This window comes from Pseudarthrobacter sp. NS4 (genome assembly GCF_024758005.1).
Classification (GTDB): domain Bacteria; phylum Actinomycetota; class Actinomycetes; order Actinomycetales; family Micrococcaceae; genus Arthrobacter.
On record NZ_CP103288.1, the window covers coordinates 692,774 to 713,345 of the forward strand.

Below are 20,572 nucleotides of genomic sequence, written 5' to 3' on the forward strand. Positions count from 1 at the left end.
CGGCGACACAGGTTCTGGCGACACCCTCCATGAGTGGAGGCCGCCCGGCATGAGGCGTGCGTGGTTCCGTTGGCTGCCAGCTATCGCCGCACCTGCAATAATCGCCGCCGGCGTGCTGGCGGGGACCATCCCGGCACGTGCCGGCGACCCCCTTCCCGAGAAGACCCCCGCTGAAGTTCTCGCGCTGCTGGACGGGCACGCAACACACACGTTCTCCGGCACCATCGAGCAGTCCTCCGAACTCGGGCTGCCTGCGCTCCCCGCTGCAGGTCCCAGCTCGGGGCCTGCGTCGGCAGGGGGCGCAGCCTCGGTGTTCGAGCTGCTGGCGGGTGAGCACACGGCACGGGTGTATATGGACGGCAAAACCAAGTTCCGTGTCCAGGTGATGGACCGGATGGCTGAACGTGAGATCGTCCGGCGCGGCAGTGACCTGTGGTTCTATTCCTCAAAGGACAACTCCACAGCACACCTCACCCTGCCGGCCTACGCCCACCACCTGCCGCTTACCGACCCCGCAGTTCCCGGAACCCCACCCGCCGGTCCGCCTGCCCGGGACAATACTGCCGCGCCCACGCCGCAGGAGCTCGCCGAGCATCTGCTTGCCAAGTTGGAGCCCGCCACTGCGGTGTCTGTTGGAGACGACGTGGAGGTGGCCGGGAGGGCCGCCTACAACGTGGTGCTGGAGCCCCGGACCGATGCCACGCTGGTGGGCAAGGTTGCCATTGCGGTGGACGGGGCCACCGGGATGCCCCTATCCGTCCAGGTGACCGCACGCGGTGCGGACTCGCCGTCCTTCCGTGCCGGATTCACCAGTCTCTCCTTTGATGTACCGGACGATTCGCTCTTCTCCTTCGCCCCGCCGCCGGGCAGCACCGTGGAGGAACTGCAGGCCCCGGACCCGGGCCACGGGCCGCTGGCCCACGGCACTCCCGGCATGCACATGACCCCAGACCAGCTGGCAGCCATCCACCAGCATCCGGCCCGGCCCACCGTGACCGGGAAAGGCTGGGAAACCGTGGTGGGAATCCCGGCCGCGGCAGCGGACGGAAACCTGGCCGGTTCCCTGCTGCAGGATCCGCTGTTGTCCCAGGCCGCCGTCGTCGTTCCCGGCGGGCGGCTGCTGTCCACCAACCTCTTCAACGTCCTGATCACCGACGACGGCCGCATTTATGCGGGCATGGTGCCGCCGGACAGGCTCCAGGCCGCCGCGTCGGCGGCTCCGTGAACCCAGCGGGCGGGAGTTCCAGCCCCGGACCCAACGGACTGACGATCGAGACGCGGGGCCTGACCAAGCGCTTCGGCCAGCAGGTTGCGGTGGATGGTGTGGATCTTGCCGTGCCGCCGGGCTCGGTTTTCGGCTTCCTCGGCCCCAACGGTTCCGGAAAGACCACGACCATCCGGATGTTGCTGGGCCTGGCTGCGGCGTCAGCAGGGAGGGTCAGCATGCTGGGCATGGAGATGCCGGGCAAACTCCAGGACGTGCTGCCCCGTGTGGGTGCGCTCGTGGAGGGGCCCGCGTTCTACCCTTTTCTCTCCGGCGCAGCAAACCTTCACCGCCTGGACGCCGCCAGCCGCCACACTGTACCGGCCACCCGTAAGGCCCGGGTGGACCGGGCCCTTGAACGCGTGGGGCTGGCGCATGCCGCCGGGAAAAAGGTGCATGCCTATTCGCTGGGGATGAAGCAGCGGCTGGGCATAGCCAACGCCCTGCTGTCCCACCGGGACCTGCTGGTCCTGGACGAGCCGACCAACGGGCTGGACCCGCAGGGCACGCGCGAAGTACGCAACCTGGTCCGTTCGCTGGCCCACGACGGCGCCACTGTTTTCGTCTCCAGCCACCTGCTGGCCGAGGTGGAGCAGATGTGCACGCACGCCGCCGTTATGAGCGCCGGCAGGCTTGTGGCGCAAGGACCGCTGTCTGAACTGCGCCGGGCCGGCAGCGCCCGCATCCGCCTGCTGACACCGGACACCGCGCCTGCGCGCGCTTCCCTTGCCGGGCTTGGTCTGGCGGCGGAGGCAGGAGGCAGCCAGGCGGACGGCGAGGTCCTCCTGGCCAGCCTTTCCTCCCCTGGTGGCAGTCCTGATGGCCGTCCCCCGGAGGACATTGTGGCGCACCTGGTGGCGGCGGGGGTCCGGGTCAGGGGCTTCGCCGTCGAACGTGAAAGCCTGGAAGACCGCTTTGTTGCCCTGACGGGGGAGGGGTTTGACGTTGCCCAGTAGCATTCCTGCAGAAGTTCCGGGAGCGGCCGCACGGCCAGCCGGCGCAGCGCGCGAGTCCGGCTCCTCCCTGATGCTGTCGGAACTGAAAGTGCTCTTTGGGCGCCGCCGCACCTGGGCCCTGTTGCTGGCGCTGGCCGCCATTCCGGTGCTGATCGCCGTCGCGGTGCGGATATCCTCCGCGGTTCCGGCGGGCCGCGGTCCAGCCTTCCTGGACCGGATCAGCCAGAACGGCCTGTTTGTTGCCTTCACAGCCATGCTGGTTTCGGTGCCGTTGTTCCTCCCGCTCACGGTGGGAGTGGTAGCCGGGGACACGATTGCGGGCGAGGCTAACCTGGGGACGCTGAGGTACCTGCTCGTTGCACCTGCCGGGCGGGTGCGGCTGCTGCTGGTCAAGTACGCGGGGGCGCTCGTGTTCTGCGTTGTCGCGCCCCTGACGGTGGCTCTTGCCGGGGCCGCCATCGGCGCAGCGCTTTTTCCGGTAGGCCCGGTGACACTGCTGTCCGGCAACGTCATCCAGCCGGCTGAAGCTGCGGTCCGCATTCTCCTGATCGCCGCGTACCTGGCGGTGTCCCTGGCGGGACTCTCTGCCGTCGGGTTGTTCCTGTCCACACTGACCGTGGTTCCGGTGGGCGCGATGGCCGCCACCATTGTGGTCTCGGTGGTGTCCCAGGTCCTCGACCAGTTGCCCCAGCTTGAGTGGCTGCACCCGTGGCTGTTCAGCCACTACTGGTTCGGTTTTGGCGATATGCTTCGCCAGCCCATCCTGTGGGATTCGTTCGCCAGCAATGCCCTGCTGCAGGCCGGTTACATTGCCGTGTTCACGGCGCTCGCCTACGGGCGGTTCGTCACCAAGGACGTCCTGAGCTGAACCAGGCCGAGGACACGCCTCGGGCACGGCACGGGCAAGGCACGACGGTGGAAAACGGTTGGCGGGGTATCAGTAGCGGGCGGCGTACGGGTGCAGCTGCATGCCGGCCATGGAACTGAGCTGCGTGACGCCGATACCTTCCTGTGGGTTCAGCGCCTGCACTACCTGTCCGTTCCCGAGGTAGATGGCCACATGGTAGAAGTTGGGCGCCGATCCCCAGACCAGCAGGTCACCGCGCCGGGCCTGCGAAAGAGGAACATGGACTGGTGCAGCCGCATACTGCTGGGCAGCGGTACGGGGCAGGTACTTGCCGGCCGAGGCAAACGCTGCCTGTACCAGCCCGGAGCAGTCATACCCGTAACGGCCGGTGCCGCCCCACTGGTAGTGGTACGGCGAACCCACTTTGCCCAGTGCAGCTGAAAAGGCCGCTTCATGGGGGCCTGCGCCGGTTGGTGGAGCTGCAGCGGGAGCTGCCGGTGCGGGGGCAGGTGCCGGTGCTGGAGCGGGTGCGGGGGCTGCCGGTGCCGGAGCTGCCGGTGCGGGTGCGGGAGCAGGAGCTGCCGGGGCAGGTGCGGGTGCCGGAGCTGGAGCGGGTGCGGGGGCTGCCGGTGCCGGAGCTGCCGGTGCGGCAGGAACAGGTGCCGGTGCTGCGGCAGCTGGAACGGCGGGTGCCGCTGCCGGGGCAGGATTGTCCTTGGCCGGGCCTTGTTGCGCGGCCCTCTCCGCCACCGCTGTCACGGCCGCCAGCCGCGTTTCTTCACGCTCCCGGTCCAACGCATCCACCCGGGCCGATTCCAACGCCACGGTGGTGTTCCGGAGCTGCGCCAATTGCTCCACCAGGAGCGTTCGCTGCGCTTTCGCGTCGGACACGGCCTTGGCCTGGGCTGCGTTGGCCTGTTCCGCCTGGGTCTTCCGGAGCTCGGCCGTCTTTGCCGCTTGATCGGCTGCTTTGCTGGCGTCCTCGGCCGCGGCAGTCAGCGTACGGGAGGCGTTCGCGGCCGCATCGGCGGCGGCGAAGGCCCGGCTCCGGCTGGCTGAGAGTGCCTCCAGTGTCGCGGCTTGCTGCAATGTCTCCCCGCCGCCGGTGGCCAGGGTGCCAAGGGTCGGGTTCAACCCGCCGTTGCGGTAGAGGTCCCCGGCGAACTGCCCGATCTGCTTCCGGGAGTTGTCCTGCTGCTCCTGCGCGGCGGAGGCCCTTGCGGCTGCAACCGACGCTGACTCCGATCGTTCCTGCAACTCCACCAGGGCTTCGCTGTACGCGTTGTTGGCTTGCATTGCCACGGCGAATGCAGCCTGCTGGGCGCCCGCGGCGTCCTCCAGAATGCGCTCTATTGCCGTCACCTGGTCCGCGGTGGCCGCCTCACTGGATTTGGCGGCCGCGATATCCTCCGGGCTCGGAATTTTCGGGGAGGCAGGGATGAAAACGACGGGTGAATGCGGCGCAGGGGCACCAACTGCCGGTACAGCCACGGCTGCGGACAGTATGTTTCCAAAAAGGGCGACGGCGGAACACAGCACGGCCGCCTTACGGCCGGATCGGGGTAGAGCCATCTGCAGAAACCTCGCAACGGGTAAGGCTGGGAGTGAGGTTCCGGTTGTGGCACGCAGGTGCCCCTCAGCTGCTCCCCAGCAGTCCCGAGGTTACGTGACCGGTTGCACAATGGCAACAAGAGTCACATCAGTAACATAAACCACAACAGTGTCATTAGCGGGAAAACCGGAAGGCGTGTCGCCGATCCTAGGCGTGCTGGTGCGCTTCGTGCTCAGAGTGACTTGCCGGTTCCAGTTGGAAGGTGCAGTGGTCGGTATCGAAGTGCGAGCCGAGGCAGGCGATGAGCTTGTCCAGCAACTGGTCAGCGCCGCGCGCATTGAGCACCCCGTCCTCCACCACCACATGGGCGGAAAAGACCGGCACACCGGAGGTGATGGTCCAGATGTGGATATCGTGCACATCGGTGACCCCCTCCACGGAGAGGATGTGCTCGCGGATCATCTGGACCTCCACGCCCTTGGGAGTGGCTTCCAGCAGCACATCCACCACGTCGCGCAACAGGCTCCAGGCCCGTGGCAGGATCAACAGTGCGATCACCACCGATGCGATGGTATCCGCAGCGTTGAAGCCGGTCAGCTTGATCACCACTGCGGCTGCGATGACGGCGAAGGAGCCCAGGAGGTCGCCGAGGACCTCCAGGTACGCGCCGCGGACGTTGAGGCTTTCGCGGTGAGGGCCGTGGAGTATCAGCAGCGATGCCACGTTCGCCAGGGCGCCCAGGATGGCGGCGAACAGCATGATGTCGGTCTGCACCTCGGGTGCGGACCCAATCCGCCGGATTGCCTCACTGAAGATGACCACGGAGATCACGATCAGGATCAGCACGTTGCCCATGGCGGCGAGCACCTCGGCCCTCTGGTAACCGTAGGTGCGCTGGTCGCTGGCCGGACGGCCGGCGATCCAGGCCGCCATCAAGGCAATGGTTACCCCGGCCGCGTCGGAGAGCATATGCCCGGCATCGGCCAACAGGGACAGCGAACCCGACAGGATGGCCCCCACCACCTGGACCAGGACGACCGCAAGAGTGATTGCCAGGACGGCCACCAGCCGCTTGCGGTGCCGCCCCGTAGCCGTGATGCCGTGCGTGTGGCTGTGGTCGTGTCCCATGCCTACAAGGCTAGCCCCAGCCCAGCTCATGCAGCCGGTCGTCCGAGATGCCGAAGTGGTGCGCAATCTCGTGGACCACGGTCACTGCCACTTCGTGGATAACATCCTCCCGGGACGCGCAGATCTCGAGGATGGGCTCACGGAAGATGGTGATCCGGTCCGGCAATGATCCTGCATCCCACCACGAGTCCCGTTCGGTGAGGGGAACGCCTTCATAGACCCCCAGCAGGACAGCGTCCGGATCTTCTCCCGGGCCCGGCACATAGTCGTCGTCGATGAACACCGCCACGTTGTCCATGGCCCTTGCCAGTTTATCCGGGATGCTGTCCAGGGCATCGGAAACCGCGGCTTCGAATTCATCAGCGGACATCCTGAAGCCAAGCGGTTCATGCGGACCCTCGGGAACAATGGGAAGGCCGGGCGGAAGGCTGGCAGGCATACCTCGACTCTAGCGCCGAACCTGCCCCTGCCGAACCTGCCCGGTGTGCTTCCTTCCGGCGTGGGTCCGGCGACGGGTCAGGGCCACTCCCACCAGGCAAATGAGGCCGCCCACCAAGCCCCACGCAGTTGGGATCTCACCAAGCACGAGCCACGAAATCAGGACCGTGGTCCCGGGCACCAGATAGGTGGTGGCGGCCAGCTTGCCGGCGTCAACGAGCGAGAGGGCGTAGGCCCAGGTGGTGAAGGCGATCGCCGTGGGGAAGATGCCCAGATACACCAGGCCCGCCGTAGCCCCGGGTGGGGCGGCCTGCACTTCAGACACCAATTCCCCGGCAAAAGGCAGGCAGCACAGGGCGCCAACCAGGATTCCGAACCAGGTGGCCTGGGCTGCCGGGAATTTCCGCAGGACAGGCTTCTGGATGATGACGCTGACGGCTGCAAGCACAGCTGCCAGGAGGCAAAGGGCGACGCCAGCCATATCCGCCGTAGCATTTTCCCCTGGACCGGACGGCTGCGCGGACCCCAGCGCGATCAGCGCCACGCCGGCGAAGGCCACCATGCTTCCGATCAGCAGCCACCGGGGAAAACCCTCCTTCAGGAAGACGCCTGCCATGATGGCCACGAGGATGGGGTTGACGTTGATGAGCAAGGCGCTGGTGCCGGCATCAAGCACGTGCTCCGCCGCGTTCAGCGCCACGTTGTACCCGCCGAACCACATCACGCCGTAGGCAAGGATGGGCCACCATTCGCGGCCCTTGGGCAGGTGCCGGCTCTTGAGCAGCTGCGGCAAGACCAGCACCGACAGTACGACGGCGGCAATCGCCAGCCTGCCGAGCGTCAGTGGGCCGGGGGAGAAATGCGGTCCGATGGCCCGGATGCCCACGAAGGCCGAGGCCCAGAGCACCACGGTAACCACCATCGCTGCGACGCCCAATGCTTTGACGGCGTTGGCCTCTGCAGCAGGTGCGGGAACGGGTTTGCTGACGGGGGTGGTTGACGGCATGAAGCCAATGTATCCGTGGGAAGTAGCCGCGGGCTGGCGGAAATCGGCCACGTCTGGTCAACATCCTGCCAAACTTCCGCCGCACTCTGTTCCTGGGTACCTACGGCAGTCTGGAAGCACCTACGTCGCGGCTGCCCAGTCCAGCAGGCGCTCCACCGGCCAGGTGGTGATGATGCGCTCCGGCGGGACCTCGTTCAGCGCGGCGCGCTCGGCACCATACTGCAGGAAGTCGAGCTGTCCCGGCGCGTGCGCGTCGCTGTCGATCGAGAACAGGCACCCGGCTTCCAGTGCGAGCTGGATCAGGGCATCCGGCGGATCCTGCCGCTCCGGCCGGGAATTGATCTCCACGGCCACGTTGTATTCGGCGCAGGCGGCAAACACCTCCTTGGCGTCGAATTCCGACGGGGGCCTGGTTCCCCGCGATCCCTCAACCAGGCGCCCGGTGCAGTGGCCCAGGACGTTGGTATGCCTGGCCTGGATCCCGCCAAGCATGCGGCGCGTCATGGTATTCCGGTCGGCGCGGAGTTTCGAGTGGACGCTGGCAACCACGATGTCGAGGCGATCCAGCAGGGCGGGGTCCTGGTCCAGCTCGCCCGATTCCAGGATGTCCACCTCGATGCCGGTCAACAGCCGCACCCTCCTGTCCACCTCTCCGCCAGCGCTGGACTGCCCATCGGCGTTGATGGCCGCCACCACGTCCAGCTGCTTAGTGAGGCGATCAGCAGACAACCCGTTCGCGATGGTGAGGTTCGGTGAATGGTCGGTGAGTGCAAGGTACTCCCGCCCCAGCACTCCGGCGGCTGCCACCATGAGCTCGATGGGGGAGCCGCCGTCGGACCAGTCGCTGTGGCTGTGCAGGTCACCGCGCAGTTCGTTTCGGATGGCGGCGCCGGCGGTTGCCAGCGGCTTGGCACCCTTTTCCCGAAGGTCCGCCAGGTAGTCGGGGACCTCGCCGCCCACTGCCTGCTGGATGACCTGGTGGGTCCGGTCTCCAATACCTTTCATTGATTTCAGCCGGCCGGTCCGGGCTCGCGCAGCTACTTCCTCCGGCGTCAGCGGGCTGATGGCCGCGGCAGCCTTTCGGAAGGCCTGGACCTTGAACGTGGCGGCGCGTCCGCGCTCCAGCCAGAAGGCAATCTCATTGAGTGCTGCAACGGCATCCATCAGTCCATCTTCACCTGTCCTCCCTGTTCAGGCACGGTGTTTTTAGCCGATTTTGGATAATCCCCGACTAGGCCCTATAGTTTTAGAGTCCAGTTCGGAGCAACGCAAAGGACAAAGACGGAAAGCCTCGCTTTACGCCTTTTATTTTGTTCCGAACGGGTTCTGGCCCCCATCGTCTAGCGGCCTAGGACACCGCCCTTTCACGGCGGCGGCACGGGTTCGAATCCCGTTGGGGGTACGCAAGGAACTGGTCAGGCAGGCAAAAAATGTCTGGTAGGCTGGAAGCCTTGAAAAAAGCGGTAGAGATACTGTGGAAGCAAGAAACGCAAGGCCCTGTAGCGCAGTTGGTTAGCGCGCCGCCCTGTCACGGCGGAGGTCGCGGGTTCAAGTCCCGTCAGGGTCGCTCTGATTGTCGGAAGCAATTCCGGCTCTCATGGTGACTAGTCACCTAGGCTCTGTAGCTCAGTTGGTAGAGCGTTCGACTGAAAATCGAAAGGTCACCGGATCGACGCCGGTCGGAGCCACCACTGGGAAGCATCAGTTCTTCGGAACTGGTGCTTTTCTTGTTTGGCGGGCCTAAAATAGGCTGCCAACCGTTGTGCACGTATCAATCCAGCATCGTTGACGCCGAATCGGGCGTTTTCCGCCACTGCATCCGAGCCTGTTCCGTAAACTTGCAGGCTGCGAAGCCAGCCCATGAGACAACATAGAACAGACGAACGTACAAGAGACGAACTAGACAGAGCAGTCTGAGCGTTATACAGCGCATAAGGAGAAACTGGGAATGTCCGCCACATCAGGCACCAGGACCATTAGCCAACCCGAAGGGAAAGCACCGCCGCCCCCTGCAAAGGGAAAGGAGAAGGTGGCCAGAGCCCACAGCCACGAAGTAGCCAAGTGGGTCTTCTGGCCCGCGGCCAGCATCATCATCGTTTTTGTCCTCTTCGCCACGATTTTCCCGGCCGCCGCCACCGACCTCTTCGGCACCATCCAGGGCAATGTCATCAACTGGTTTGGCTGGTATTACGTTGCCGCCGTTGCGCTCTTCGTGGTGTTTTCCCTCTGGATCGGACTCAGCCGCTACGGCGACATCAAGCTGGGCAGGGATGAAGATGAGCCGGAGTTCTCCGTTATGTCCTGGTTCGCCCTCCTGTTCGCTGCCGGGATGGGAATAGGCCTCGTCTTCTTCGGTGTTGCCGAGCCGCTGAACCACTTTGCCTCACCCCGGCCAGGTGTTGAAGGGTCGCCGTTGGTGCTCGCTCAACAGGCAATGACGCAAACCTACGTTCACTGGGGCCTGCACGCCTGGGCCATCTATGTGGTGGTGGGCGTGTCGATCGCGTATGCGGTGCACCGCAGGCACCGCCCCATCTCCATCCGGTGGACCCTGGAGCCGCTGCTGGGCCACCGGCGCGTTGCCGGCGGGTGGGGCAACCTGATTGACGTCGTCGCACTGGTCGGCACGCTGTTCGGCGTTGCCGCATCACTTGGCCTCGGGGTCCTGCAGATCTCGGCGGGCCTTGAGCAGGCCAACATCGTCCAGGCCACCACCATGACGCAGATCGGGTTGATCCTCTGCATCATCACCTTGACCATCATTTCCGTTGTGTCGGGGGTGGCCAAAGGCATGAAGTGGCTGTCCAACACCAATCTGGTCCTGGCCGCCCTGTTGATGCTGGTAGTGCTGTTTACCGGACCCACGCTGTTCCTGCTGCGTGAGTTTGTGCAGTCAATCGGGCACTACTTCCAGAATGTTGTAGGCCTTACGTTCAACACCCTGGCTTTTTCCGGCGCTGAAGGTGAGGCCTGGCAGGCCGCTTGGACCACCTTCTACTGGGGCTGGTGGATCTCCTGGGCGCCGTTCGTCGGTATCTTTATTGCCCGCATTTCCAAGGGCCGCACGGTCCGGCAGTTCGTAGCCGGCGTCCTCCTGGTGCCCACTGCCATGGGCTTCCTGTGGTTTTCTGTCCTGGGTGGCGCCGCAATCTACCGCGAACTCTTCGGAGTCGGCGGGTTGATCGGTGACGACGGCAGCGTGGATACGGAAGGTGCCCTGTTCAATCTGCTGGGCAGCCTGCCGGGCGGGGTTTTCCTCACGGTGGGTGCCATCCTCCTGATCGCCATCTTCTTCATCACGTCGGCAGACTCAGGCTCCCTGGTCATGGGCATGATCTCCACGGGCGGCGACGTGGAGCCGAGGAACTGGCTGCGCGTCTTCTGGGCCCTTTCTGCGGCGGCTGTCGCGATCGCCCTGCTTCTTGCCAATGGGCTTCAGGCGATTCAGACTGCCGCAATCCTGACAGCCGTGCCGTTCAGCGTGGTGATCATCCTGATGTGCGTCGCAACGGCCAGGGTCTTCCACCTGGAACACGAAGCACTCATGCGTGCACAACGTAAGTTGGCCCGCGAGCAGATGACCGCCCACGTGACCGAGCAGGTCCAGGACAGTATGCAGGACTCCGTCCAGGAGCACTACCAGGAGCATGTTGCCGAGCAGATCCACGAATCGGTGCAGGAACACTACCAGGAGCATCTGGCGGACCAGGTCACTGAGGTGGTGGAAGCTCAACTGAGCGAACGGCTCGCATCTGCAGAGCACGCTGCAGAGGCTTCCGGCACTCCAGCCGGCCATGGCGTCCCCGGTCAGGAAAAACCCAAGTAGGCAGCACAGTCAAATGCAGGCATGACAAGGTGCCGTGAGCGCGGCCCCTCCACTGCGGCCCGCATGGGAAGCACCGGTTCTTCGGAACCGGTGCTTCTTTTGTTTCCGCTGGTTGCCGTGCGGATCCTCCAGCGGAATGGAGTGGGCTTTCACCTAAACCAGGTCCCGCATGAAACATTTGACCTTGCAAAACCGTTATGGCACGCGCGCGGCTTGTAATGCGTAAGCGCTTGCATAGATTCGTGGACGAGAGATGTTGAGCCTGAAACACGGTTTGGAATGGCGTTTCGCAGCCCTCTAGCGTGGACAACGGGCCCGGGTGTCTCCAGAGATCACCCGGGCCCGCACCGGGGCCCTCCCAGGTCCCGCCCCCGATACAACGGCGTCCTCGATGACGCCTGCAGAGTTATCGGGGTTAGCCGGAGTGTGGGGAACCCGGGCATCCGCCCGTCTTCCACGAACAGTTTCACCTCCGCGAGAAGAGCAAAAATGCACAAGCACCCCCAATCACCCCGAATGTTGCGGTGGCGCCCAGCCGCCGCAGCGCTGGCGGCGGCCGTTGCGGCTTCGGCCTTTCTGGCCGTACCGTCGGCCCAGGCCAATGAGCCTGCGGATCCGCCGGCCGTCGAGCAGATGCCGGCGCCCACCCCTGGGTTCCCCCTTCCCACGGAACACACGCAGCAGGCGCATGACCCGGCGTCGGACTTCACCTCGAAGTGGACCCGCGCGGATGCCAGGCAGATCATGGCACAGAGCGATTCCACCGTGGCGCCCGGTGAGAACTCCATGAGCCCGGACGTCACCATGCCGGAAATCCCCGAGGATTTCCCCACCATGAACGAGGACGTCTGGGTTTGGGACACCTGGTCCCTCACCGACGAAAACGCGAACCAGATCAGCTACAAGGGGTGGGACGTGGTCTTCTCCCTGGTCGCCGACCGGCACGCCGGCTACGGCTTCGACCAGCGGCACTGGAACGCCCGCATCGGCTACTTCTTCCGCAAGACCAACGCGGATCCGGCCAAGGACAAGTGGAACTACGGCGGACACGTCTTCGCAGACGGCGCTTCCATCGGCAACACCGAATGGTCCGGCTCTACCCGCCTCATGCAGGGGAACCAGGTCAACGTGTTCTACACGGCCACCACTTTCTACGACGTGGCCGAGCGGAACGCGGGCGGCGGCGGGATCGCCCCGGACGCGTCCATCGCCAAGGCCCTGGGCAAGATCCACGCAGACAAGAATGGCGTCACCTTCGATGGGTTCCAGCACACGAATCTGCTTGAGCCTGACGGGGAGATGTACCAGACCAAGGAACAGAACCCGGGCTTCGCCTTCCGCGACCCCTACACGTTCGCCGACCCTGCCCACCCCGGAAAGACCTTCATGGTGTTCGAGGGCAACACCGGCGGAACCCGCGGCGAGTACGAGTGCAAGCCCGAGGATCTCGGATACCGCCCCGGCGATGCCAATGCCGAGTCCGTTGACGAGGTCAACAGCAGCGGCGCCTACTACCAGACCGCAAACGTTGGCCTGGCCGTGGCGGACAACAAGGACCTCACCAAGTGGTCGTTCCTGCCGCCCATCCTTTCCGCGAACTGCGTGAACGACCAGACAGAGCGTCCGCAGATCTTCATCCAGAATGAAGGCGGCAAGAACAAGTACTACCTGTTCACCATCAGCCACCAGTTCACCTACGCTGCCGGCATGCGTGGCCCCGACGGCGTCTACGGCTTCGTGGGCGATGGTGTCCGTTCCGATTACCAGCCCATGAACAACAGCGGCCTGGCACTCGGCTCACCGACCGACCTGAACCTGCCCTCGGAATCGCCGGAGGCACCGACCCCCAACCAGAACGGCCGGCAGTTCCAGGCCTACTCGCACTACGTGCAGCCCGGCGGGCTGGTGCAGTCCTTCATCGACAACGTCAACGGCGTTCGCGGTGGCTCGCTCTCGCCAACGGTGAAGATCAACTTCCGTAACGGCGTTTCCCAGGTGGACCGCAGCTTCGGCCAGAACGGCCTGGGTCCGTTCGGCTACCTGCCCACCAACGTCCGCGTCGGCGGCGAAGGCCACTACAAATAAACTGTGGCACCAGCCGTACCACCGCTGCCGAACCGGCGGCACAAACCAGGCGGGGACGTCCTTCGTGGCGTCCCCGCCTGTGTTTAACAGCACATCACTGCAGGCTAGGGATAGGGTTGGAACAACAGAAGGGGGAGTGCCTGATGGAATACCAGAACCCACAACCCGACCGGGGCATCCACAGTGCCGCCGCGCCGGTTCCCGTCGCTGGTCCAGGCCAGGGCCGCACAGTGATTTCGGAAACCGCGGTGGCAAAGGTGGCAGGGATCGCCGCCCGTTCCGTGCCCGGCGTCTACTCCCTGGGCTCGGGTCCGTCCCGCGCGCTGGGGGCCATCCGCGACGCCGTGGGCGGCGCAGACCATGCGGCCGGGGTCCATGCCGAGGTAGGCGAAACCCAGGTGGCCGTGGACATCACCCTCGTGGCGAGCTATGGCACGCCCCTGCACGCCCTCGCCAACCAGGTGCGCGCCGCCGTGTACCGGGCCGTCCAGGAACTGGTGGGACTGCAGGTTATCGAGGTAAACGTCGAAGTTACCGATGTCTACGTTCCCCCTCCCGTGAAACCAACTGCCCCGGGTGCCGCTGAAAGGGAGGCGCTGCTGTGAATCTCACTGTGGCAGGCATCGCCATGGGTGCCTTTGTCGCTTTCATGTCCCTCCAGTTTGGTCTGTGGGGATTCCTGGTTTCCCTGCTCTTCATGGCCATTGGGGCACTCCTGGGCCGCGCCGCCGAAGGAAAGCTGGACCTGCGCGGCGTCCTCGACGCCATCATCGGCCGGCGTTCATCCTCATGAGCACGCCGGTGCCGACGGTGCGGGGGCAGGCGCTAAACGGCCACAACCGGATCAGCACCCAGGCACTGACAAGCCTTGCCAAGGCGGCGGCGGCAAACGCGCTGGGAGTTGAGGCCCAGGATGTCCGGGCGGACTGGGCGGACGACGACGGCCTGTTGGCATTGTTCCTCGTCACGCCTATCAGCATCCCGCCTTTGAAGGCCGTGGCCCTGGATCCTGGGCAGGTGGAGCGTACCGGCGGCTCCATCTGGGACCGTACCGTCAAGGCCAAGGCCCGCATCCTGGAAACTGTCACGGAGCTCAGCGGCGCCCGCTTGAGCCGGGTGGATATCAGGATCAGCGGCGCCACCGTCAGTGAAGGAGGCCGCGTCCAGTGAGCAGCAGGGTGGAAGCCGGGGCCCGGCGGGCTCCGAATCCGGAGGGCGGTCCCGACGGCCGGGGTCCTGACATGCGCCGGGTGGTGCACCGGGAGACGCATTCAACGCGTGCGGCGGTGGCCATAGTTGCTGCTGTCCTGGTCATGCTGCTGGCCGCGTACGGGCTCCTGGAAGCCGGCGTGCATGCCATCGGCCAGCCGGCGTGGCTCATAGAACCGCAAGTGGCGGCGGAGCGTATCGTCGCGCTGCCCGCCGGCATACCGCCGTTGCTGCTCGGCGCCATCGGGGCGGTGCTTGCCATGGCTGGCCTGGTCTTTTTCCTTAACGGGATTCTGCCCGGCCGGCGCGCCCGCCATGTTCTCTCCCGCGCCGTCCAATCCGGGGGAGGACCCGCCGTCGTGGTTGACGATGAAGTCATTGCCTCGTCCCTGGCCCGCCGCGCCCGGTTGGCGGCGAACGTCACGCCCGAGCAGGTCATGGTGGTGGTTTCCCGACGGCAGGTCCTGGTGAACGTCAGGCCCACGTCCGGAGTACCAGTGGATGAGGGTACAGTTCTGGCTGCCATCCAGGACGAGCTTGGCCAGATGGGGCTGGATCCATCACCGGACATCCGCGTTAACGTGGCGTCGTCAGGGGTGATCGGCGCATGAACAGCACACCAACCCTCCTCAACCGGATCCTGCTCTCTGTCCTGGGCCTGATGCTCCTGGGGGTCGGCATCCTGCTGATGCTGCTGGCCGCGGTGCCGCCAGTTGCGGCCTGGTGGCGGTCCTGGTCCCCGGGAGTGTGGGAGGGGATCAACCGGGCGTTCAACGCCACCAGATTCCCCGGCCGCGCTGAAAGCTGGCTGTGGATTGTGCTGGCACTGGTTCTGCTGCTGTTGATCGGGCTCATGGTGGCGTGGGTCGCCCAGCAGGGCAAGGGACGCGCAAACCTGCTGGCTGCCGAGTACGATCCCGGCGAGGTTCCCGGGGACGTTCAGATAGGCGGGGGAGTGGCTGAGCAGGCCCTCAAGCATGCCCTTGCCGGACGTCCGGACTTGGCGGGCGCCACCGTCACCACCTATGACATCAAAGGGGCGCCTGCCTTGAAGGTAAGGCTCCTGCCGCGCCAAGGGGTGGCCCCGCATCTGCTGGCCGCCGAAGTCTCCGGGCTGCTGGCTGCGCTTGAAACGGTTGTTGGCAGGGAAATACCTGTCCTGGTCCATATCGGGGCGGGCGCGCGGACCCGCTTCGGACGGGCCGAGCGGGTCCGCTGAGACGTCACTCTTTCCAGAGGCAGACGGCGTAGTCCAAGGAAACCTCCCGCACTGCTTCCCACTCTTCGACAGGTTCAGGTCCGCTGGAGAGGGCCCCGGAGTATCCGAGAGAACCGGCGGCGACGCGAACCCCGGACCGCGGGTAGGTCTGTAAACGACAGCATCCGCTTACCACTCGCGTGGGGCCGGAGACAGGAACGCACGGGTTGGACATTTGGTTCCTCTCAGATAACTTTTTGATGTAAACGCTTGCATAACCCGCAGTTTCCTTACTACTGTGATGGTCACCACATCAACCTCACCAGCAAGCACACTGTCGACTTACTTGTCACTCAGCGAGGAGCTTCAAGCCAATGAAAACCCCTAAATTCCTAGGTCCGGCTGCTACTGCCGGCGTCCTGGCCCTGACATTGTCCGCCTGTGCCGGCGGCGGCGGGGGCGGAACAACCGGTGGCGGCGCAGACGCCGAAGCCAACCTCGAGGGCCGCGGTCCCATCACCTACGTCCAGGGCAAGGACAACAGCAACGTGGTCCGCCCCCTCCTGGAGAAGTGGAATGCTGCACACCCGGACGAACAGGTCACGTTCAAGGAGCAGACAGACCAGGCGGACCAGCAGCACGACGACCTGGTCCAAAACTTCCAGGCCAAGAACGAAAACTATGACGTCGCCAGCGTCGACGTCATTTGGACTGCTGAATTCGCTGCACGTGGGTGGCTCCAGCCACTCGAAGGCGAGATGGCAATCGAGACGGACGGCATGCTCGAGCCCACCATCGAAGCCGGCAGCTACCAGGGCAAGCTCTACACCGCTCCGGTTTCCTCTGACGGCGGCATCCTCTACTACCGCAAGGACCTGGTTCCTGAACCTCCCAAGACCTGGGACGAGATGATGGGGATGTGCTCCATCGCCGAGGCAAACAACATGGGCTGCTACTCCGGCCAGTTCAAGCAGTACGAAGGCCTGACGGTCAACGTTTCCGAGGCGATCAACTCTGCGGGCGGTTCCGTGCTGGATGACCAGGGCAACCCCAGCCTGACCACTCCTGAGGCCGAGCAAGGCCTGAACAACCTGGTTGAGGCCTTCGAGAACGGGAACATCCCGGCCGAAGCCATCACCTACCAGGAAGAGGAAAGCCGCCGCGCTTTCCAGGAAGGCAAGCTGCTCTTCCTGCGCAACTGGCCCTACGTTTACAATCTGGCCACCACTGAAGGTTCCTCAGTGGTGAAGGACGTCCTAGGCATGACAGCCCTGCCAGGCGAGGACGGCCCTGGTGCATCCTCCCTCGGCGGGCACAATGCCGCCATCAGCGTCTACTCCAAGAACAAGGCGACGGCACGGGACTTCGTGAAGTTCCTGATTGAAGAAGAACAGCAGAAGTTCTTCGCCACCCAGGGCTCGCTCGCTCCCGTCCTTGGTGACCTCTACGAAGACCAGGAACTCGTCTCCAAGCTGCCGTACCTGCCCGTCCTGAAGACCTCCATCGAGAACGCCGTACCCCGCCCGGTTACCCCGTTCTACCCGGCGGTCACCCAGGCTATCCAGGAGAACTCCTACGCGGCCCTGAAGGGCGAGAAGTCTGCTGAACAGGCCCTGGCCGATATGCAGAAGTCCATCGAGTCCGCTGGCGCAGGATCGTAGTTCCATCATGGCAACAGAATTGGGCCCGACGCCGGTAAAAGGGCCGGCGTCGGGCGGGACCCCGGTCCACCACGGCCCTAAAGGTGTTGGGGAAGACAACAAGATCCTCAGCCAGGGCAAGTGGGCCGCATGGCTTCTTGCCCCCACCATCATCGCGCTGGGCATTGTGATCGTTTACCCGATCATCAGCGCCATCGTCATGTCCTTGCAGAAGGACGCCGGCCTCGATCCGGCAACCGGCCTGTTCACCGCCGGTGGTCCCGCCGGTATCCAGAATTACGTGAACTGGCTGGGCCAGCAGTGTGCCGCGCCCGGCGGCGGCACCGTCGCCTGCCCGCCTGGCACCTTGGGCGGCCAGTTCTGGGACGCTACCGCAACCACGTTTTTCTTCACCGTTGTCACCGTCACCCTGGAAACCATCCTGGGATTCTGGATGGCAATGATCATGGCGCGTACCTTCAAGGGCCGGAGCCTCGTCCGGGCCGCTGTCCTGGTTCCGTGGGCCATCCCCACCGCCGTGACGGCCCAGCTGTGGCTCTTCATTTTCGCCTTCGAGGGCATCGCCAACAAGATGTTTAACGCCAGCATCCTCTGGACCGGCAGCGAGTGGCCGGCGAAATGGGCCGTGATCATCGCCGACACCTGGAAGACCACGCCGTTCATGGCGCTGTTGATCCTGGCCGGCCTGCAGATGATCCCCGCGGACGTGTATGAAGCGGCGAAGGTGGACGGTACCACTGCCTGGCAGCGGTTCCGCCTGATCACGCTGCCCCTGGTAAAGCCGGCGCTGATGGTGGCCATCCTGTTCCGCACCTTGGACGCACTTCGGATGTTCGACCTCCCCTACATCCTCACCGGCGGTGCCAACAACACCACCACGCTGTCCATCCTGGTGATCAACCAAATCAGGCAAGGGTTCAACTCAGCAGCCGCGTTGTCCACCATCACCTTCATCATCATCTTTCTGGTCGCTTTTATTTTCGTCCGCTTCCTTGGGGCGAACGTTGTGGAACAAAGCGGCGCAACCGGTAAGGGGAAGAAATGACCTCGGCAGCAGCCACGGAACTGCGCGCGCGGCAGGACAAGGGGCGGAAGACCGCCCAGAACCGGGAGAAATGGGCGCAGGGCCGGACCTACATCAGTGCCGCCGTCATTTTGATCTGGTGCCTTGCGCCTGCGTACTGGATGGTGGTGACGGCGTTCCGCGAAGTGGGCTTCACCTACGACACTTCTCTGCTGCCCACCCATGTCACGCTGGACAACTTCGCTACCGCGTTCGATACGTCCTTCGGCAACCGCTTTGGGCAGGCACTGCTCAACAGCGTCATCATTGGTTCTGTCGTAACGGTCGTGTCCCTGGTGATCGGAGTCTTTGCGGCTTACGCCTTGGCCCGGCTCAATTTCCGGTTCAAGTTCCTGGTGCTGGGCTTCATCCTCGGCGCTTCAATGTTCCCGGGCGTCGCTCTCATCACCCCGCTGTTCCAGCTCTTCACCAACATCGGGTGGATGGGTACTTACCAGGCCCTCATCATCCCTAACATCTCGTTCGTGCTTCCACTGACCGTTTACACCCTGACATCCTTCTTCCGTGAGATGCCGTGGGAATTGGAGGAATCAGCCCGCGTGGACGGGTGTACACAGGGGCAGGCGTTCCGGAAGGTGATCATGCCGCTGGCCGCGCCGGCCATCTTCACCACGGCCATCCTGGCTTTCATTTCCTCCTGGAACGAATTCCTTATTGCAAGCCAGCTGTCCAACGATGCGACGCAGCCGGTGACAGTAGCCATCGCCAGCTTCGCGGGGGCGCAGCCTAACCAGATCCCCTACACGGCCATCATGGCCGCAGGAACAATCGTTACCATCCCCTTGGTGATCCTGGTGCTGGTGCTTCAACGTAAGATCATCGCCGGCCTGACCGCTGGCGCCGTCAAGTGACCGGTTCGGCCCGGCGGGGCAATCAGGATCAGGGCCTGATCCGGCCCGAGCGCCGCAGGGCCCGTAGCGGCGAGGACTTCGACATCATCATCGGATTCCTTGGCTTTTGGGCCCTGGTGCTGCTCGTGGTAACGGTGTGGATGGAGATTACGCTGCAACCGGCGCTCGGCTGGGCGCTGGGGCTGTTGGCCACGCTGCTGGCACTCTACGGAATGGTGCGGCTCCGGCGACGGTTGCCGGATCGGAGGTAGGGCTGCCGGGCTCCTGGTACGACTGCCAGGAGCCCGGCAACTCCGTCGGGCCAACCGGCACGGTTAGCAGTGCAAGGTTGAGGGGCGCACGAAATACGATTGCTTGGGGGTCGACGGAGGGCGAACGCCTTACGCTGCACGGACGTGAGGGGACATGGTGGCACGCATAACTGAGAGGTCCCAACGGGGCGGCCATACCGGCGTCAGTATCGAAGACGTTGCGGCGGCAGCCGGAGTCTCAACTGCCACAGTGTCCCGGGCCGTGCGGGGATTGCCAAGGGTTTCGCCGGCAACCCGGGAGAAGATCCTCGAGGTTGCCGAAAACCTGGGATATGTGGCCTCATCCTCGGCTTCCGGCCTGGCCACCGGCCGCACCAAGACCATCGGCGTCCTGGCTCCGTTCGTTAGCCGCTGGTTCTTTTCCAAAGCAATTGAGGGGGCTGACCGGGAACTCCATGCCCGGCATTACAACCTTTCATTGTTCAACCTGGGCGGGCATGGCAGCAACCGCGAACGGCTTTTCAGCAAGACCATGGTTTATAAGCAGATCGACGCCCTACTGGTCCTTTGTATGGCGTTGACGCACGAAGAGCTGGACCATCTGCAGAAGATTGATATCCCGCTGGTTGTGGTGGGCGGCCACGTCGAAGAGTGTGCCTACATCGGCATCGATGATTACGCCGCTGCCTCAACGGCCGTCCGGCACCTGATCGACCTGGGCCACCGGGACATCGCCCTGCTGCACGGCGACGACGAGACCGACCTGAACTTCGACGTTCCCCGCGTGCGCATCCTTGCGTTCAAGGACGTCATGACGGCTGCCGGACTGCCAACCCGCCCGGAGTGGGACGAATGGGGTGACTTCACCGTCCGGAGCGGGCAGGAGGCGTTCCGCCGCCTCTGGTCAAGGCCTGGCGACAAGCCAACGGCCATCTTCTGCGCCTCGGACGAGATGGCCATGGGGGTCATCTTTGAAGCATCCCGAACCGGCGTCAATGTGCCCGGGGAGCTCTCAGTGGTCGGCATCGACAACCACGACTTTGCCGACGCCATGGGACTGACCACCGTGGGGCAGCGGCCGGATGAACAGGCGGAGCTGGCCACCAAAATGCTCCTCGACGAACTGGACGGCCAGGTGGGATCAGTCCAGTCCGCCGTCGCGCCGCACGAACTGATCGTCCGGCGGACTACTGCCCCGCCGCAGGGCTAACAGCAC

The 20,572-nt window shown here is 64.5% G+C and carries 20 protein-coding genes and 3 tRNA genes; 18 read left to right on the forward strand and 5 right to left on the reverse strand.

The window, feature by feature from the left end; all coding sequences use genetic code 11:
• Positions 1-49 precede the first annotated feature (49 nt).
• The 3 genes from NXY83_RS03270 (at position 50) to NXY83_RS03280 (ending at position 3,088) form a co-directional block, all read left to right on the forward strand.
• Positions 50-1,225: a LolA family protein gene (locus NXY83_RS03270; protein WP_258804677.1), complete on the forward strand. Its 1,176-nt coding sequence runs from the start codon at positions 50-52 to the stop codon at positions 1,223-1,225.
• Positions 1,222-2,220 carry an ABC transporter ATP-binding protein gene (locus NXY83_RS03275; protein WP_258804678.1) on the forward strand — a complete coding sequence of 333 codons (999 nt, stop codon included), beginning with the start codon at positions 1,222-1,224 and terminating at the stop codon, positions 2,218-2,220. The genes NXY83_RS03270 and NXY83_RS03275 overlap by 4 nt, the downstream gene beginning before the upstream one ends.
• Before the next feature lie 70 nt (positions 2,221-2,290).
• Positions 2,291-3,088 carry an ABC transporter permease gene (locus NXY83_RS03280; protein ID WP_397427587.1) on the forward strand — a complete coding sequence of 266 codons (798 nt, stop codon included), beginning with the start codon at positions 2,291-2,293 and terminating at the stop codon, positions 3,086-3,088.
• Positions 3,089-3,157: 69 nt separating this feature from the next.
• Here the strand turns inward: NXY83_RS03280 and NXY83_RS03285 are convergent, their stop codons facing one another.
• From NXY83_RS03285 to NXY83_RS03305, 5 genes are all read right to left on the reverse strand, one after another.
• The gene (locus NXY83_RS03285; protein WP_258804680.1) at positions 3,158-4,639 is read right to left on the reverse strand and encodes a C40 family peptidase; all 1,482 of its coding nucleotides are present in this window, start codon (positions 4,637-4,639) and stop codon (positions 3,158-3,160) included.
• Between the two features lie 187 nt (positions 4,640-4,826).
• Complete coding sequence (locus NXY83_RS03290; RefSeq protein ID WP_258804681.1) at positions 4,827-5,747, reverse strand: cation diffusion facilitator family transporter; 921 nt, start codon at positions 5,745-5,747, stop codon at positions 4,827-4,829.
• 10 nt (positions 5,748-5,757) lie between these two features.
• The gene (locus NXY83_RS03295) at positions 5,758-6,186 is read right to left on the reverse strand and encodes a metallopeptidase family protein (RefSeq protein ID WP_258804682.1); all 429 of its coding nucleotides are present in this window, start codon (positions 6,184-6,186) and stop codon (positions 5,758-5,760) included.
• A gap of 9 nt (positions 6,187-6,195) precedes the next feature.
• Positions 6,196-7,191, reverse strand: coding sequence for a DMT family transporter (locus NXY83_RS03300; protein ID WP_258804683.1), 996 nt, complete (start codon positions 7,189-7,191; stop codon positions 6,196-6,198).
• Between the two features lie 120 nt (positions 7,192-7,311).
• Entirely contained in the window at positions 7,312-8,355 is a 1,044-nt protein-coding gene (locus NXY83_RS03305; protein WP_258804684.1) for a PHP domain-containing protein, read from the reverse strand.
• Positions 8,356-8,520: 165 nt separating this feature from the next.
• Between NXY83_RS03305 and NXY83_RS03310 the strand changes: the two genes are divergently transcribed.
• The 15 genes from NXY83_RS03310 to NXY83_RS03380 all read left to right on the forward strand — a co-directional run bounded on the left by NXY83_RS03310 (position 8,521) and on the right by NXY83_RS03380 (position 20,566).
• Positions 8,521-8,593, forward strand: a tRNA-Glu gene (locus tag NXY83_RS03310).
• A 91-nt stretch (positions 8,594-8,684) separates the two neighbouring features.
• A tRNA-Asp gene (locus tag NXY83_RS03315) sits at positions 8,685-8,758 on the forward strand.
• Between the two features lie 48 nt (positions 8,759-8,806).
• A tRNA-Phe gene (locus NXY83_RS03320) sits at positions 8,807-8,882 on the forward strand.
• Positions 8,883-9,139: 257 nt separating this feature from the next.
• Positions 9,140-11,017, forward strand: coding sequence for a BCCT family transporter (locus NXY83_RS03325; protein ID WP_258804685.1), 1,878 nt, complete (start codon positions 9,140-9,142; stop codon positions 11,015-11,017).
• A 489-nt stretch (positions 11,018-11,506) separates the two neighbouring features.
• The gene (locus NXY83_RS03330; RefSeq protein ID WP_258804686.1) at positions 11,507-13,102 is read left to right on the forward strand and encodes a glycoside hydrolase family 68 protein; all 1,596 of its coding nucleotides are present in this window, start codon (positions 11,507-11,509) and stop codon (positions 13,100-13,102) included.
• A 143-nt stretch (positions 13,103-13,245) separates the two neighbouring features.
• The gene (locus NXY83_RS03335) at positions 13,246-13,707 is read left to right on the forward strand and encodes an Asp23/Gls24 family envelope stress response protein (RefSeq protein ID WP_258804687.1); all 462 of its coding nucleotides are present in this window, start codon (positions 13,246-13,248) and stop codon (positions 13,705-13,707) included.
• The gene (locus tag NXY83_RS03340; RefSeq protein ID WP_258804688.1) at positions 13,704-13,895 is read left to right on the forward strand and encodes a hypothetical protein; all 192 of its coding nucleotides are present in this window, start codon (positions 13,704-13,706) and stop codon (positions 13,893-13,895) included. Before NXY83_RS03335 ends, NXY83_RS03340 begins: the two co-directional genes overlap by 4 nt.
• A complete protein-coding gene (locus NXY83_RS03345; protein ID WP_258804689.1) occupies positions 13,892-14,272 on the forward strand; it encodes a hypothetical protein in 381 nt (126 codons plus the stop codon). The genes NXY83_RS03340 and NXY83_RS03345 overlap by 4 nt, the downstream gene beginning before the upstream one ends.
• Positions 14,269-14,922, forward strand: a complete 654-nt coding sequence (locus tag NXY83_RS03350) for a hypothetical protein (protein WP_397427555.1) — start codon at positions 14,269-14,271, stop codon at positions 14,920-14,922. Before NXY83_RS03345 ends, NXY83_RS03350 begins: the two co-directional genes overlap by 4 nt.
• A complete protein-coding gene (locus NXY83_RS03355) occupies positions 14,919-15,530 on the forward strand; it encodes a hypothetical protein (protein WP_258804690.1) in 612 nt (203 codons plus the stop codon). The genes NXY83_RS03350 and NXY83_RS03355 overlap by 4 nt, the downstream gene beginning before the upstream one ends.
• A gap of 353 nt (positions 15,531-15,883) precedes the next feature.
• Entirely contained in the window at positions 15,884-17,170 is a 1,287-nt protein-coding gene (locus NXY83_RS03360) for an ABC transporter substrate-binding protein (protein WP_258804691.1), read from the forward strand.
• A 7-nt stretch (positions 17,171-17,177) separates the two neighbouring features.
• Positions 17,178-18,215, forward strand: a complete 1,038-nt coding sequence (locus NXY83_RS03365; protein WP_258804692.1) for a carbohydrate ABC transporter permease — start codon at positions 17,178-17,180, stop codon at positions 18,213-18,215.
• Positions 18,212-19,105 carry a carbohydrate ABC transporter permease gene (locus tag NXY83_RS03370; protein WP_258804693.1) on the forward strand — a complete coding sequence of 298 codons (894 nt, stop codon included), beginning with the start codon at positions 18,212-18,214 and terminating at the stop codon, positions 19,103-19,105. The genes NXY83_RS03365 and NXY83_RS03370 overlap by 4 nt, the downstream gene beginning before the upstream one ends.
• Positions 19,102-19,356 carry a hypothetical protein gene (locus NXY83_RS03375; protein ID WP_258804694.1) on the forward strand — a complete coding sequence of 85 codons (255 nt, stop codon included), beginning with the start codon at positions 19,102-19,104 and terminating at the stop codon, positions 19,354-19,356. The genes NXY83_RS03370 and NXY83_RS03375 overlap by 4 nt, the downstream gene beginning before the upstream one ends.
• 157 nt (positions 19,357-19,513) lie before the next feature.
• Positions 19,514-20,566: a LacI family DNA-binding transcriptional regulator gene (locus tag NXY83_RS03380; protein ID WP_258806053.1), complete on the forward strand. Its 1,053-nt coding sequence runs from the start codon at positions 19,514-19,516 to the stop codon at positions 20,564-20,566.
• Positions 20,567-20,572 lie beyond the last annotated feature (6 nt).